Genomic DNA, 15,182 nt, shown 5'->3' with positions numbered 1-15,182 from the left:
TCAGGCTCCATCGGGTTCGCCGCCGCCGCGCGAGAACGCACCGGCCACGCGCTTCCAGCGGGTCTCCAGGCTCGCGTCCATTTCACCGCTCGCGGAGCGCACGCGGCAGCCGCCGCGGGCCAGGGTGTCGTCGGCGCGCACTTGCCAGCCGGCGGCCTGCAGTTCGTTGCCGAGGCTGTTCTTCACCAGTGCCACGTCTTCCGGGTGCAGCAGCAGGCGCGGCTCGCCTTGCAGCGCGGGCTCGGTGTGCAGCAGGTCCTGCACCAGCGCGAGCACCCATTCGGGTTCGACGCGCAGGGTGCGGTGAATCACCTGGCGCGCAACGTCGAACGCCAGCGCCAGCACGGCATCGCCCAGTTCGCTTTCGGCACTGCGCAGTGCGGCGGGCAGCGACGCGGCGAGCGCGCGCAGCTGCTCGGCATGCGCGCTGGCTCCGGCCAGGCCGGCAGCCAGGCCGGCAGCGTGGCCTTCGGCATGGCCCTGGGCCCAGCCTTCGCGGCGGCCCTCGGCCTCGCCGGTGGCGCGTGCCTCCAGCCGCAGGCGCTCGAGCTCGGCCTCGCGGGCCAGGGCCGCGGGGTCCACGCGCGGCGCGGCGGCCGCTTCGATCGGGGTTCCCGCTGCAAGCGCCTCCTCGTCGAGCGAGCTCATCTCCCAGCGCTGCCAGGCGGAAAGGCGCGGCTTGGCAGGCATCGGCGGCATGCTCTGCCGCGCGCGGGACGCAAAGGATTGATTGGGGAAGGTCATTTCATCGACTCCCGGGAGCACCGAAGAACCGGGCTCGCAACGTGTGTTCAGACGAAGTCATCGGTTCCCGGCGCAGAGATAACGATTTCTCCGGCATCGGCCAGGCGGCGCACCACCTGGAGGATGGCCTTCTGCTCGGTCTCGACCTGCGACACGCGCACGGGGCCGCGCAGCTCGATGTCTTCGCGCAGCGTCTCGGCCGCACGCTGCGACATGTTCTTGAGGAACTTCTCGCGCAACTCGGGCGCCGAGCCCTTGAGCGCGACGATGAGCGAGTCGGACTCGATGTCCTTGAGCAGGCGCTGGATGAAGCGGTCTTCCAGGTCGAGCAGGTTCTCGAACACGAACATCTCTTCGAGAATGCGCTGGGCCAGCGCCTCGTCGTGCTCGCGCACATGGGCAATCGCTTCCTCTTCCTGTGCGCTGTTCATCAGGTTGACGATTTCCGCGGCGGTGCGCACGCCGCCCAGGCGGCTGCGCTTCAGGCCTTCGCCGGAGAGCATTTCGGTGAGCACGTCGGTCAGCTCGGCCAGCGCCGCGGGCTGCACGCCGCCGAAGGTGGCCACGCGCAGGATCACGTCGTGGCGCAGGCGCTCGGGCAGCTTTTCCAGCACCTCCGACGCCTTCTTGCGGTCGAGGTGCACCAGCAGCGTGGCGAGAATCTGCGGATGCTCGTCGCGGATGAGCTCCACCACTTCGCCGGCTTCGAGGTCGTTGAGCCGTTCGATGCCGCCGTGCGGCTGGTCGGGCTGAAGAATGTCTTCGAGCAGGTTGCTCGCGCGGTCGTCGCCGAGCGCCTTGCGCAGCACGGCGCGGATGTAGCTGCCGGAGCCCAGGTGCAGCGCGGACAGCTGCTCGGTCTCCATGCGGAATTCGGCCAGCACGGCCGCCAGTTCGTCCTTGGAGACCTGGCTCAGCTTGGCCATCGCGACACCGAGGGCCTGCACTTCGGTTGCAGGCAAGTGGTGCAGCGTGGCCGCGGCGCGGTCCTCGCCCAGGGACATCAGCAGAATCGCGCTTTTTCGGGTGCCGGCGTCGCTCATGTGTTCATCCAGTGCTTGATCAACGTGGCCACCAGGCGCGGGTCCTGGTCGGCGGTTTCGTGCGCGTAGGCCAGGTTGGCCCTCTGGCGTTCCGCCTCGCGCTGCCGTGCGCCGGTCTGCGAGGCGGTTGCTTCTTCTTCGTCGCTCAACCCACCTGCTTCGCCGGCTGCGCCGGAGGCGGGTGATGCGCTGGCTGCCGGGGCAACCGGCGGCGCGAGGTGCTTGCGCAGCAGGGGCCGCAGCACGGCGAACCAGGCGAACAGCGCGAGGAAGGCGAGCAGCAGGTACTGTCCGGCCGTCTTGGCGAGGCCCAGGTTGGCCGGGTCGCGCCAGAAGGGCAGCTCGGGTCCGGCCTGGCTGCCGCCGCCTTCACGGGCGAAGGCGCTGTTGACCACGTTGAGCGAGTCGCCGCGCTCCTGGCTGAAGCCCATCGCTTCCTTGACCAGGTTGCGGATCTGTTCGACCTCGGCCGGTGTGAGCGCGCGCTGGCTCATCTTGCCGTTGCCGTCCGGTGCGTCGCGGTGGTTCACCACCACCGCCACCGACAGCCGCTTGACGCCGCCCGCGCCCTGCTGCACGTGGCGGATGGAGCGATCGAGTTCGTAGTTGGTCGTCACGTCCTTGCGTGCGCTGCCCGGTGCCGAGCCGGCTGTCGTCGGGGCCGCAGGCGCTGGCGGCCTGGGTGCGGCATTGGGCGCCGGCGGCGCGGTGATCGGAGCGGCCGGCGTTTGCGGCGGCTGGTTCGACAACGCGCCCGGCACGCCGCCGGGCGGCGTGGCGCCCTGCTGCGTCGACTCGCTCGACTGCTGGCTGCGTATCGCCGTAGAGCGGGGGTCCTGGTTCGGCTTGTAGCTTTCTTCAGTGCGCTCGACCACCGAGAAATCGATATCGGCCGCGACCTGCGCGCGCACGTTGGTCGCGCCGACGATGGGCTGCAGGATGGCCTCGATGCGGCGGATGTAGCCCTGCTCGATTTCCTGCGCGTACTTCAGCTGGCTCACGTCCAGCCCGCGCGCGCCGGCGTTGGCGGCCGACAGCAGGTTGCCGTGCTGGTCGACCACGGTCACGCTCTTGGCGTTCAGTTCGGGCACGCTGCTGGAAACCATGTGCACGATGGCGCTGACCTGGCCTTCGTCGATGCTCCGGCCGCGGTGCAGCGTCAGCACCACGGAAGCCGAAGGCTTCTTCTGGTCGCGCACGAAGAGCGAAGGCTTGGGCAGCGCCAGGTGGATGCGCGCCGATTCGACCGAGCCGATCGATTCGATGGAGCGCGCAAGCTCGCCCTCCAGGCCGCGCTGGTAGTTGACCTGTTCGGCGAAGTGGCTGGTGCCGAACTTCTGGTTGTCCAGCAGTTCGAAGCCGACGCCGCCGCCCTTGGGCAGGCCCTGGGCGGCGAGCTTCAGGCGCACTTCGGGCACCTTGTCGCCGGCGATCAGGATCGCGCCGCCGCCTTCGGCGAATTTGTACGGCACGTTCATCTGCTGCAGCGACGCAATGATGGCGCCGCCGTCGCGGTCCGACACATTGGTATAGAGCACGCCGTAGTCGGGAGCGCGGCTCCAGAGCAGGAACGCGGCGGCGGCCGCGACGATCGCGGCCGCGCCGACGATCAGGGGCAGTTTCGGTTGGGCGCGCATGCGGTCCGCAAATGCGGAGCCGGGCGACGGCATGGCGCCCGCGGGCGCCGCCGAACTCATTGGAAAACCTCCGCCCTGCGGGCTGCGGTATTCGCCTTGGGAGCGGCCCGGCGGCTCATGCGAGTACCCCGGTCACGGCCAGGAGCGCCGGGCGGCGCGGGGTCATGGTGAGGGGCTGGAGGCTTCGATGTTCTGGAGTCATGCCGGTGGGCTGTGGTGTCGTCAGCGGGCTTGGGGATCGGCGTTGATTCTCAGCAGGCGCGCCATATTCGATTGGTCGAACAACTGGGGGTTTTGCCGTCAGTTGGGGGCATGTCCCAAGGGCTTCCCCTGATACGCTGAAAACACGCGGGAGTGCCTCGGTGCTTCCTTGTCCACCCCAGATTCACCAGAGAGAGAAAGCATTCCATGTCGATTGCCGCCATCGAGTCCGTTTTGCAGCAGATGCGAGCCACCTCGCTCCAGACCGGCATTGCCCAGCCCGCCGCCGAAGCGGCCCAGCCCGGAGGCTTTGCCGCCGAGCTCCGCCGCTCGCTGGACAACATCAGCACGGCGCAGACCAAGGCCTACGGCCAGGCTGAAGACTTCGAAATGGGCAAGCCGGGCGTTGCGCTGAACGACGTCATGGTCGACCTGCAGAAAGCCAACGTGGCTTTCCAGACCGGCCTGCAGGTGCGCAACCGCCTGGTTGCCGCCTATCAGGAAGTGATGAACCTGCCCGCCTGAGCCCTGTGGTTGTGGGCAGCGCAACTTTTTTGCGCCGGACTCTAAATGTTTCGAAAGCCCTGCCGATAACTAAAACAACGATGGCTTGAGTCTCACAGTGGGAGCGGGTCCAGCGTTGCGGCCGGACGGCCGGAGTCCACAACCTTTGTCTATCAGGAGTCGAACATGGCGCAAGTCATCAACACCAACAGTCTCTCGCTGCTCACGCAGAACAACCTCAATGCGTCGCAATCGTCGCTGAACACCGCGATCCAGCGCCTGTCTTCGGGCCTGCGCATCAACGGTGCCAAGGACGACGCAGCGGGCCAGGCCATTGCCAACCGCTTCACCGCCAACATCAAGGGCCTGTCGCAAGCCCAGCGCAACGCCAACGACGGCATCTCGCTGGCGCAAACGACTGAAGGCGCACTGAAGGAAGTGAACAACAACCTGCAGCGCGTTCGTGAACTGGCAGTGCAAGCCGCCAACGGCAGCAACTCGGCCAGCGACCTGAAGTCGATCCAGGACGAAATCACCCAGCGCATGAGCGAAATCGACCGTGTCTCGGCACAGACCGATTTCAACGGCGTGAAGGTCCTGTCGGCCGGCGCGAAGCCGCTGACCGTGCAAGTCGGCGCCAACGACGGCGAAACCATCAAGATCGACCTCAAGCAGATCGATTCGACGACGCTCGGTCTTGCTGGTTTCTCGGTCAGCAGCAATGCGCTGCCGGTCAGCGCTCCGATCACGCAGACCAACCTCGGCGGCACGCCGACGGACGTCGACCTGTCGTCCGCCGCTACGGCGCTGGGCGTGGACGCCGGTTCGCTGAGCCTGCACAACGTGAAGGACTCCACCGGCGCCGCAACCGCCAACTTCGTGGTCAAGTCGGGTGACGACTTCTACGCTGCTTCGGTGGACGACACGACCGGCGACGTGGTGCTGAACGTGGCCGACGTCGAGTTCACCGACACCGACAACGGCGTGACGACCGCTGTTGCGCTGGCCGACCAGCTGGTGAAGGTGGGTGTGGACGCCGCTGGCGCCGCCACCGCTTACGTTGCCGTGCAAGGCAAGAGCTTCGCCGTCGGCGCAGGCGCCCTGGCCAACGGCGGCGCAACGCCGACCGACTTCGACAACACCGGCACGGACATCGTCCTGAGCGGCGCTGGCAAGACGGCCGAGTTCGCCGGTGCGGCTTCGATCGACCCGATGAAGAAGCTCGACGCAGCGCTGAAGATGGTCGACGACCTGCGCAGCTCGCTGGGTGCGGTGCAGAACCGTTTCGACTCCACGATCGCCAACCTCGGCACCACGGTGACCAACCTGTCTTCTTCGCGTTCGCGCATCGAAGACGCCGACTACGCAGTCGAAGTGTCGAACATGACCCGCGCGCAGATCCTGCAGCAAGCCGGTACCTCGGTGCTGGCCCAGGCGAACCAGACCACGCAAGGCGTGCTGTCGCTCCTGCGTTGATCTGAAAAGGCATTGCGCAGGCCTCCGGGTGAAAGCCCGGTTCCGCCTGCGCTGTTCCCTGAGGCTTGGCTCCGGCCAGGCCTCAGACGACAGCGAAAGCAATCAAGAAGGTGGAAATCATGTCGATTCCCGTAACCCCGGCGGCAGACGGCCAGTGGTGGGTGCAGATGCTCTCCGAGCGGACCGCCGGCGTGGCTGCGCCTGTCTCGGCGGAGCCGGCAGCCGTGCCGGCGGGCGTGGTCGAAGAGGCTGCGCCCACGCAGGTTGCGCAGGCGGTGCACGAGATCAACGCATCGCTGCAGAGCCGTTCGGTCGGGTTGCAGTTCGAGATGGACGAGGACACCGACAAGATCATCGTCAAGGTGGTCGACCGGGCGAGCGGCGAGGTCATCCGCCAGATTCCTTCCGAGGAAGTGGTGCGCATCGCCAAGGTTCTGGGCAAGGCGCCCGGCCTGCTGGTGAGCCACGAGGCCTGACGGGTTTCCTTCCTTCATCTTCTTCGTCTTATTCGTAGTTTTCAGGACATCTCAATATGGCATCGATCAGCAGCCTTGGCGTCGGCTCCAAACTCGACCTGAGCACCTTGCTCACCCAGCTCGAGACGGCGGAGAGCCAGCCGCTCGTGCTGTTGCAGCAACGGCAGGTGAGCTACACGAGCAAGCTGTCGGCCTACGGCACGCTGCAGAACTCGCTCAGCACGCTGCAGGCAGCTGCCAAGAAGCTGGCCGACCCCGCGCTGTTCCAGGGCGCAAAGGTGACATCGAGCGTGCCCGAGGTGCTGACTGCATCGGCCGGAAGCAAGGCCACGGCCGGTACCTACACGGTGGACGTGTCGCAGCTCGCGCAGTCGCAGTCGCTGGTGGCGGCAGGGCAGGCAAGCGCCAAGACGGCCATCGGCAGCGGCACCATCACCATCGACTTCGGCACCGTGGCCGGCGGCACGCTCGATGCCGCAACCGGAACGTACAGCGGCGCGAGCTTCAACAAAGACGCAACCCGTACCGCCGTGCCGATCACCATCGATGGCACCAACAACACGCTCGAAGGCATTCGCGACGCAATCAACGCGGCAAAGGCCGGTGTTTCGGCCAGCATCGTGAACGACGGCAGCGGCACGCCCAACCGGCTGGTTCTCACTTCCTTGCAGACCGGCGAAGCGTCGAGCATGCGCGTCTCGGTGGCCGGCGATGCATCGCTGCAAAGCCTCTTGAACAACGATCCCGCCGGCGCGCAGAACCTGCGCCAGACGGTGGTCGGGCAGAACGCAAAGCTCACGGTCAACGGCATTGCCGTAACCAGCGCAAGCAACGCCGTGAAGGAAGCCATCCAGGGCACCACGCTCAACCTGCTGAAAACGGGTACCAGCAACCTGGCAACGCAACCCGACACGGCCACGGTAGAGGCGGCGATCAACGATTTCGTCAAGGCCTACAACAGCCTGCAGGCCACGGCCAACACGTTGACCACTTACGACAAGGATTCGAAGACCGGCGCCGCGCTGGTCGGCGACTCGACGCTTCGCAACCTGCAGACGCGCATCCGCCAGGCGCTCACCACGCCGCAGGCCGGCGGGCCGACCGACCTGAAGGTGCTGTCGGAAATTGGCGTCACGTTCCAGAAGGACGGCACCATGTTGGCCGATTCGACCAAGCTCAAGGCGGCCATCAGCACCAATCTGTCGGGCGTTGCAGGGCTTTTCTCGAGCGCGACCGGCAGCACCGCCGGCTACGGCAAGCAGATCAGCGCGGTGGTCGACAACCTCACCTCCACCGGCGGCGCGCTCAAGGTGGCTTCGGACGGCATGACGGCCTCCCTCAAGCAGCTCGACCAGCAGTTCACCGACATGAAGATGCGCGTGGACGCCAAGGTGGAGCGCTATCGCGCGCAGTTCACCCAGCTCGACCTGCTGATGAGCCAGATGAGCAGCACCAGCAGCTATCTCACGCAGCAGTTCGCAAGCATGCAAAGCAGCAGCAGCAAGTAATTCCAGCGGAGCAATCCATGTACACCTCTCACAACTTCAGAGCCGGTGCCAACGCGTATGCACGCGTCGGCGTGGAAACGCGAGCCATGAGCGCGTCGCCGCACCAGCTCATCGTCATGCTGTTCGACGGCGTCGTCACCACCATTGGCATGGCGCGGCACCACATGGCAAGCGGCGACACCGTGGCCAAGGGCAATGCAATTTCCAAGGCCATCAGCATCGTCGACAACGGCCTGAAGGCCAGCCTGGATGCCAAGGCGGCAGGCGCCGCGGGCGCTGAGCTGGTGGCCAACCTGTCGGCCTTGTACGACTTCGTGATTCGCCGGCTGCTGTACGCAAACCTGCACCACGACGTGAAGGCGCTGGACGAGGCCGAAGCAATTCTCGAAAACATTGCGTCTGCATGGCGCGAAGTCGGCGGTGCAAGTGCCGACAACTGAAACACCGGAATCGCAGGCCATGCCGGTCCGCCACGAAGTCCTCCATTGCTACAGCGAACTGGCCTCGACCATGTCGCTCATGGCGGCGCTCGCCCGCGCCAAGGAATGGGAACGGCTTGCCGAGCTCGAAGCCCGGTGCGCGGCGCTGGTCGACCGGCTCAAGGCCATCGGCAAGGTGTCGCTGGACCCCGTGCAGCTGGAGCAGGTGCGCAACCTGATCGATTGCATCCATTCCGATCAGGAAGAAGTGTGCGACATGGTCAAGCCGCAACTCGAGGACCTGGTGTCCAAGATGGCCCAGTTGCAGATGCGCAGCGAACTCGGCAGGGCATACGGCACGCCGTATTGACCTGCAAGAGAGCACGGCAAACGCAATGAACAGATCGATCGGACCCGCCGATGCGCCGCTCGCAACGAAGCTCGCCGCGCTGCGGCCGGAGCTCGCGGCGCTGCAGACCGAGGTCGGCACCAGCTTGCCGGCCGGGGCCGTGGCCGGCGTCCAGCAGGTCAAGAACGATGTCCGGTTGCCGTCCCACGCGCTGCTCGAGGCTGTATTGCCGGCCGGGGCACCGGCTGCCGCACCGCGCGCCGATGCGGCCCCGCCTTCGGTCGCGACCCAATGGTCGGCGGCGGCCCAGGCCATCAGTGCCGTGCTGACAGACCTCCATGCCGAACCTGAGCCGGTGCGCGGCACGGCGCCGCTGTGGCCGTCGGCGAAGGCCCCCGCGGCGACCGTGCTCGCCGGCGCACTGGCGCAGACAGTGACCGGCAGCGGGCTCTTCTACGAATCGCACCTGCTTGAATTCGCCAACGGGCTTCGCACGCTGGCGCAACTGGCCGAGGAGCCGCAAGTGCGTTTGACGCAGCCGTCCTTGCCCGCGAATGCCAATGCCGGCACAGCAGCGGCGCAGCAGCCAGGGCTGCCTGCCGCTGGCCAGGCCCTGGCCGCGAATCCGCTTTTCGCAACCGCTGCTGCGGCAGGCCAGCCGATTCCCGCCGCGAGCCCACCCATTTCCGCCGTGGGCCAGCTTGCCTCGAACGCGCCCGGCCAGGGGCAGCAACCCATGCCTGTTCCTGTTCCGCCTGGTGCGTCGACGCAGGTGCAGCCGGCTGCCGTCTACACGCACCTTGGCGTCCCGGCTGCTTCGGCTGCGCAGGCTTCGGTGCTGAGCGATCAGGGCGTGGCTCTCGATGAGCGTGCCGGCAGCCGCGGCACCGGCGAAAACATTGCAGCCGCATCTTCGGCGCGCGCGGCCGCACCGGTGGCCGCTGCTGAACTGCTCCATCCGCAAACAGTGGTGCTGGTGCATCAGCAGCTCGACCTTCTGGCTACCTCGGTTTTCCGCTGGAGCGGTGAGGCGTGGCCGAACGTCCCGATGGAGTGGTCGATTCACGAAGAGGCCGAGCAGCCCGCCGATGCATCGGGAGACGAACGCAACCAAGAACGCAACGAGCGGCCGCGCCGCTGGGCAACCACCGTGTCGCTCACTCTGCCGAAGCTGGGCGCGGTGGATCTTCGGCTGAGCCTGACAGGCGAACTCGTTCAGGCGCATCTCGCCGCCGGCGAGGCCGCGACGCTGGTGCGGCTGCGCAGCGACGGCAACGAGCTGGGGCCCCGTCTCGAAGCCGCCGGATTTCGGCTGCAGGACCTGCAGATCACGGCAATGGAACCGCTGGAGCATGCCGCATGACCGCCTTGGCCGATCCACGCCCACGCGCAGTGGCGCTGTCTTATGCCGATCAGGCGAAAGCGCCCGTGGTCGTGGCCAAGGGCTATGGCGTGACGGCGGAGTCGATCTTGCGGCAGGCACGGGAGAACGGGGTTTACGTTCACGCGTCGGCGGACCTGATCCGGCTGCTGATGCAGGTGGACCTCGATCGCCAGATCCCGCCGCAGCTGTATCTGGCGGTGGCGGAAGTCATGGCATGGATCCATCGAATCGAGGTCAGCGAAGGCTCCGCAGCCGGGGGAAAAAGTTAATGCTTTGTCATTAACTTGTCATGGTTATTGAGAACCAATTTCGTCCCTTGAAACCCAGTCGTGTGACTGCAACAAAAGCTTACAGGTAGTTGTAGCTCGCTTTACAGTTTCACCGGGATTGAAAGTTACAAAGTGTTAAATAGTAGGAATAATCCACTCAAGACATGACTGAACGGAGTGCATTTTGGAAACGGATATTGTGATGAACGTGGCCAACGGCGAGATCTCCCGCGAGATCGGCGATATCAATCTCGCCTACATGTTGCTTGCGCAAAAGCTGGTCAAGCAAGACCGTGTGGCGGCGATGTTTCGCCTCGGCGTGAGCCGTGAACTGGCCGACATGCTGGCCAATATGTCGCTGGCGCAGATCCTCAAGTTGGCGGCGTCGAACTTCCTGCTGTGCAGTTTCCGCCTCGACGAGCATGCCTCGATGTCGGCGGTGGTTGGCGAAGGTAAAGACACGATGCTGCAACAAGCGCACATGTCGATACTGATGTCGGCACGAAGCTTGCAGGCGCACAAAGAGACTGCCTCGGCATGAGCAGCAAGAGCGTCCTTGGCGAGGTGCGGGAAGTCCAGCTGGCGATCCAGCTGATCCATCTCGGCGCCCGCCTGCAGTTCCTGGAGTCCGAAGTGGGGCTGAGCCGCGAGCGCCTGATCCGGCTTTACAAGGAAATAAAGGGTGTTTCTCCGCCCAAGGGCTTGCTCCCTTTTTCAACGGATTGGTATATGACGTGGTTGGCGAATATCCATTCGTCAATGTTTTACAACATGTATCAATTCATGAAAACCCATTCCGATGAAGAAAAGGTTTGGGTATTAATTAAAAGCTACAAATTGTATTTGCAGCAGATTGAAGCGCAGCAGGGCGAACCTATTCTGGATTTCACGCGCGCCTACACGATGGTTCGGTTTTTCGACAGCGACATGCTGCAGCTGAGCGCCTGCTGCCGGTGCGCGGGCCAGTTCGTCGCGCATGCGCACGATCACAAGAGCGGGTATGTCTGCGTACTCTGCCGGCCGCCGTCCCGGGCCGGCAAGGCGCGCGGTTCGAAGCGCGCCGGGAGCGGCGAGATCGCCGTGCCTGGCCTGGAGGCTATCGGCCTGGCCGTGGAATCGGCGCTCGACGCCGGTGGACTTCATTGAAAACGGCCCTTGCCCCCGTGGGCAAGGCTTTTGAATCGACGCCTCAAGGGCAGTAGGGGAAGCGCGTGCTCCTTTTGGTTGGTTATCTGGTGGTGATAGGTGCCGTGTTCGGCGGCTACGCGCTGATGGGCGGGCACTTCGGCGTCCTGTTCCAGCCTGTGGAGCTGCTGATGATCGGCGGCTCCGCGCTCGGCGCCTTCATCGCGGGCAACAACGGCAAGACGATCAAGTCCACGCTCAAGGAGTTGCCGCTCCTGCTGCGCTCGTCCAAGCACAACCGCCAGCTCTATCTGGACCTGCTTGCACTGCTCTACGAATTGCTGGCCAAGGCACGCAAGGAAGGAATGATGAAGCTGGAGTCCGACGTGGAGGACCCGGCCCAGAGCGAGATCTTCAGCCGCTACCCCACCATCCTGGCCGATGCCGGCGTGATGGAGTTCCTGTGCGACTACCTGCGGCTGGTCATCAGCGGCAATACGGATGCATTCGAAATCGAAGCGCTGATGGACCATGAGATCGAGACCATCAAGCACGAAGCCGAAGTGCCCATGCACAGCCTTTCGCGCGTGGGCGACGCGCTGCCTGCGCTCGGCATCGTCGCGGCCGTGATGGGCGTGGTGCACGCGCTGGCTTCGGCCGACTTGCCGCCTTCGGAAATGGGCGCGCTGATTGCGCACGCAATGGTCGGCACGTTCCTGGGTGTGCTGCTGGCTTACGGCTTCGTTTCGCCGCTGGCTTCCCTCATCGAACAGAAGGTGGCGGAAGGCATGAAGCTGTACCAGTGCACGAAGGTGACGCTGCTTGCAAGCCTCAATGGGTATGCGCCGCAACTGGCGGTGGAATTCGGCCGCAAGGTCCTGTTCTCGACCGAGCGGCCCAGCTTTACCGAGCTGGACAGCCACGTGCGCGGGGTCAAGGCCCGCTGACCGGCGCGGGGCATTGTCATGAGCACGGAAAAGCACAGGGTTGTCATCAGGCGCGTTGCCGCTCACGGCGGTGGCGGGCACGGCGGCGGCTGGAAGATCGCCTATGCCGACTTCATGACGGCCATGATGGCGTTCTTTCTCGTGATGTGGCTCTTGTCCAATGCCTCGCCGAAGCAGCGTGAAGGCATTGCCGAACACTTTCGCATGCCGCTGAAGGTGGCCATCAACGGCGGCGAAAAAAGCAGCACCAGCGTCAGCGTGGTGCCGGGCGGCGGCATGGACCCGAGCACGCGCTTCGACGGCGAGGTCCAGCGGGCCGAAGCGGAAGAAGACGCCGATGCCGAGCGCCTGGCCAGCATGAAAGACCGGCTGGACAAGCTCATCGAGAACAGCCCCGTCTTCAAGCAGTTCCGCTCGCAGATATTGATCGACATCACGACCGAAGGGCTGCGGCTGCAGATCGTCGACAGCGAGAACCGCCCGATGTTCGACCTGGCCAGCGCACAGCTGGTGCCGCACATGCGCGCCATCCTGCGCGAGATCGGGCCGACGCTCAACGAACTGCCGAACAGGCTCACCTTGTCGGGACATACCGACGCCATCGTCTACACCAACGGCGACCGATCCTATGGCAACTGGGAGCTGTCCGCCGACCGTGCCAACGCCTCGCGGCGCGAGCTGGTGGTGGGCGGCATGGCCGAAGGCAAGGTACTGCGCGTGGTCGGCCTGGCCGACAGCATGCACCTGGACAGGAGCAATCCGCGCAATCCGATCAACCGGCGCATCAGCATCATCCTGCTCAACCACCGCACGCAACAGCAGATCGAGCATGAGAACAGCGGGAGCGGCGGTGCCGTCAGCTGGCCCGCCAAATCAAAGCCGTCGCCCTCGCCGCTGCTTCCCGCCGAGAGCGTCAAGGTAACAGCCCGAGGGAGCGCCGGCGGCGGCGCTTCCGCAGGGCACCCATAGACATTGATGCCGGCACCTACAACACGCCGGTTCGGAGCAACGATGGATCTCAGTCAGTTCACCCAGGCATTTTTCGTCGAAGCCGTCGAGCTTCTGGCGCAGATGGAGCAATTGCTTCTCGAGCTGGACGCCGATGCGCCCGACAGCGAGCAGCTCAACGCCATCTTCCGCGCCGCGCACTCCATCAAGGGCGGCGCGGCCACCTTCGGCTTTGTGGCGCTGACCGACACCACTCATTTGCTTGAAACCCTGCTGGACCGGGCGCGCCATGGCCAGCTGAACCTGAGCCGCTCGATGATCGATGCATTTCTGGAAACGAAGGACGCCTTGCAAGAACAACTGATTGCCTACCAGGCCGAGAACGAACCCGATCCTGAAATGGTCGCGCACATCTGCGGCGTGCTTCGGCAACTCGCGCTCGAGAGCGACGGGGCTGCCGCCGCGCCGGCTCCCGCGCCCGTGGTGGTTGCCGCGCCCGCCGCTGCCGCCGCGGCAGCGGCGGGGCAGGACGCGCTGCGCATCAGGTTCTCGCGTCTTTCCGACAGCGAATGCGACCTGCTCGCCGACGAGCTGGGAAACCTCGGCAAGCTGATGTCGCGCACGCGCAGCAACGACCAGCTGACGGTGGTGCTCGAGACCACCTGTGCGCCCGACGACATCATTGCGGTGTGCTGCTTCGTCATCGATGAATCGCAGATCGAGATCACCCGCGAGACGGCCGGTGCCGCGGATGCGGGCGCTTCGGGCGCTGCGGGCGCGGTGAATCCGCCTGCCGTGGCTGCGCCGGTTGCATCTGCTGCTGTGGCGGAAGCCCGGCCCGCTCCGGCACCGGCCGGCGCGGCGCCCCGGTCTGCGGCCGCGAGTCCGGCAGCGGGTGCAAAGGATTCGAGCTCGATCCGCGTGGACGTGGAGAAGGTCGACCAGCTCATCAACCTGGTCGGCGAACTCGTGATCACCCAGTCGATGCTGACGCAGGCCGCCACCATGCTCGACCCGGTGGAGTGCGAGCGCTTCCTGAGCGGCCTGGGCCATCTGGAGCGCAACGCCCGCGACCTGCAAGAGTCGGTCATGTCGATCCGCATGATGCCGATGGACTATGTGTTCAGCCGCTTCCCTCGGGTGATTCGCGACGTGAGCGCCAAGCTTGGCAAAGAGGTTCGCCTGGACACCTTCGGCAAGGAGACCGAACTCGACAAGGGCTTGATCGAACGCATCATCGATCCGCTCACCCACCTGGTGCGCAACAGCCTCGACCACGGCATTGAAACGCCGTCGCAGCGCATCGCCAAGGGCAAGGAAGCCGAAGGGCAACTGCTGCTGTCGGCCCAGCACCACGGCGGCAACATCGTGATCGAGGTGAGCGACGACGGCGCCGGCCTGAACCGCGAGAAGATCCTGGCCAAGGCCATGCAGAAGGGGCTGCCCGTGACCGAGACGATGCCCGACGACGAGGTGTGGCAGCTGATCTTCGCGCCGGGCTTCTCCACGGCCGAGCAAGTCACCGACATTTCCGGCCGCGGCGTCGGCATGGACGTGGTCAAGCGCAACATCCAGGAGATGGGCGGGCACGTGGAGATCAGCTCGCGCGAGGGTTGGGGCACCACCACCCGCATCGTGCTGCCGCTGACGCTCGCCATCCTGAACGGCATGTCCGTCAAGGTGGGCACCGAGGCGTACATCCTGCCGCTGAGCTATGTGATCGAGTCGCTGCAACCGCGGCCCGAGCACCTGCATTCGATCACCAGCGACGGCCATGTGATCAAGGTGCGAGGCGAGTATTTGCCGCTGATCGAACTGCACAGCGTGTTCGACGTGACCGGCGCACAAACCGATCCAACGCAGGGCATCCTGGTGATCGTGCAGGCCGACGAGACGCGCTTTGCGCTGCTGGTCGACGAGCTGCTCGGCCAGCACCAGGTGGTGGTCAAGAACCTGGAGACCAACTACCGCAAGGTGCCAGGCATCTCGGCCGCGACGATCCTGGGCGACGGCAGCGTCGCTTTCATCATCGACGTCGGAGCCATGCCGCGCATTCAGCGGGCCCATGCGACGCGCACCTCCGCCCTGGCGCATGCGGCCAGGACAGAGCCGGTTGCCGCCTGAGATAACGATACCGACACGGAGACGATGC

The 15,182-nt window shown here is 65.4% G+C and carries 16 protein-coding genes; 13 read left to right on the top strand and 3 right to left on the bottom strand.

Annotated elements, in window-relative coordinates:
- Genes fliH through fliF form a run of 3 tightly spaced genes read right to left on the bottom strand, consistent with a single transcriptional unit; the run spans position 1 to position 3,484 of the window.
- Entirely contained in the window at positions 1-744 is a 744-nt protein-coding gene (gene fliH / locus ABIC94_RS07625) for a flagellar assembly protein FliH (RefSeq protein ID WP_354372424.1), read from the bottom strand.
- A gap of 47 nt (positions 745-791) precedes the next feature.
- Positions 792-1,787: a flagellar motor switch protein FliG gene (gene fliG, locus ABIC94_RS07620; RefSeq protein WP_354372423.1), complete on the bottom strand. Its 996-nt coding sequence runs from the start codon at positions 1,785-1,787 to the stop codon at positions 792-794.
- Positions 1,784-3,484: a flagellar basal-body MS-ring/collar protein FliF gene (fliF, locus tag ABIC94_RS07615; RefSeq protein ID WP_354372422.1), complete on the bottom strand. Its 1,701-nt coding sequence runs from the start codon at positions 3,482-3,484 to the stop codon at positions 1,784-1,786. Before fliF ends, fliG begins: the two co-directional genes overlap by 4 nt.
- 348 nt (positions 3,485-3,832) lie before the next feature.
- Between fliF and fliE the strand changes: the two genes are divergently transcribed.
- The 13 genes from fliE to cheA all read left to right on the top strand — a co-directional run bounded on the left by fliE (position 3,833) and on the right by cheA (position 15,154).
- A complete protein-coding gene (fliE, locus tag ABIC94_RS07610; protein ID WP_354372421.1) occupies positions 3,833-4,150 on the top strand; it encodes a flagellar hook-basal body complex protein FliE in 318 nt (105 codons plus the stop codon).
- A gap of 165 nt (positions 4,151-4,315) precedes the next feature.
- Positions 4,316-5,605 carry a FliC/FljB family flagellin gene (locus ABIC94_RS07605; protein WP_354372420.1) on the top strand — a complete coding sequence of 430 codons (1,290 nt, stop codon included), beginning with the start codon at positions 4,316-4,318 and terminating at the stop codon, positions 5,603-5,605.
- 119 nt (positions 5,606-5,724) lie between these two features.
- Positions 5,725-6,081: a flagellar protein FlaG gene (locus ABIC94_RS07600; RefSeq protein ID WP_354372419.1), complete on the top strand. Its 357-nt coding sequence runs from the start codon at positions 5,725-5,727 to the stop codon at positions 6,079-6,081.
- Between the two features lie 56 nt (positions 6,082-6,137).
- On the top strand, positions 6,138-7,589 hold the full coding sequence (fliD, locus tag ABIC94_RS07595; RefSeq protein WP_354372418.1) for a flagellar filament capping protein FliD: 1,452 nt from the start codon (positions 6,138-6,140) through the stop codon (positions 7,587-7,589).
- A gap of 17 nt (positions 7,590-7,606) precedes the next feature.
- Positions 7,607-8,029 (top strand): flagellar export chaperone FliS, encoded by a 423-nt coding sequence (fliS, locus tag ABIC94_RS07590; RefSeq protein WP_354372417.1) that lies wholly within the window; start codon positions 7,607-7,609, stop codon positions 8,027-8,029.
- Positions 8,030-8,048: 19 nt separating this feature from the next.
- Complete coding sequence (locus tag ABIC94_RS07585) at positions 8,049-8,378, top strand: flagellar protein FliT (protein WP_258502102.1); 330 nt, start codon at positions 8,049-8,051, stop codon at positions 8,376-8,378.
- Positions 8,379-8,403: 25 nt separating this feature from the next.
- Positions 8,404-9,720, top strand: coding sequence for a flagellar hook-length control protein FliK (locus ABIC94_RS07580; RefSeq protein WP_354372416.1), 1,317 nt, complete (start codon positions 8,404-8,406; stop codon positions 9,718-9,720).
- Complete coding sequence (locus tag ABIC94_RS07575) at positions 9,717-10,010, top strand: EscU/YscU/HrcU family type III secretion system export apparatus switch protein (protein WP_354372415.1); 294 nt, start codon at positions 9,717-9,719, stop codon at positions 10,008-10,010. Before ABIC94_RS07580 ends, ABIC94_RS07575 begins: the two co-directional genes overlap by 4 nt.
- A 202-nt stretch (positions 10,011-10,212) precedes the next feature.
- The gene (gene flhD / locus ABIC94_RS07570; protein ID WP_354372414.1) at positions 10,213-10,551 is read left to right on the top strand and encodes a flagellar transcriptional regulator FlhD; all 339 of its coding nucleotides are present in this window, start codon (positions 10,213-10,215) and stop codon (positions 10,549-10,551) included.
- Positions 10,548-11,156, top strand: a complete 609-nt coding sequence (gene flhC, locus ABIC94_RS07565; protein ID WP_354372413.1) for a flagellar transcriptional regulator FlhC — start codon at positions 10,548-10,550, stop codon at positions 11,154-11,156. The genes flhD and flhC overlap by 4 nt, the downstream gene beginning before the upstream one ends.
- 65 nt (positions 11,157-11,221) lie before the next feature.
- On the top strand, positions 11,222-12,082 hold the full coding sequence (gene motA, locus ABIC94_RS07560; RefSeq protein ID WP_354372412.1) for a flagellar motor stator protein MotA: 861 nt from the start codon (positions 11,222-11,224) through the stop codon (positions 12,080-12,082).
- A gap of 18 nt (positions 12,083-12,100) precedes the next feature.
- Complete coding sequence (motB, locus tag ABIC94_RS07555; protein WP_354372411.1) at positions 12,101-13,051, top strand: flagellar motor protein MotB; 951 nt, start codon at positions 12,101-12,103, stop codon at positions 13,049-13,051.
- Positions 13,052-13,093: 42 nt separating this feature from the next.
- A complete protein-coding gene (gene cheA, locus ABIC94_RS07550) occupies positions 13,094-15,154 on the top strand; it encodes a chemotaxis protein CheA (protein WP_354372410.1) in 2,061 nt (686 codons plus the stop codon).
- Positions 15,155-15,182 lie beyond the last annotated feature (28 nt).

It is taken from the genome of Variovorax paradoxus (genome assembly GCF_040544635.1).
In the GTDB taxonomy this organism is placed as follows: domain Bacteria; phylum Pseudomonadota; class Gammaproteobacteria; order Burkholderiales; family Burkholderiaceae_C; genus Variovorax; species Variovorax paradoxus_R.
This window is presented reverse-complemented; position numbering and strand designations above follow the sequence as displayed.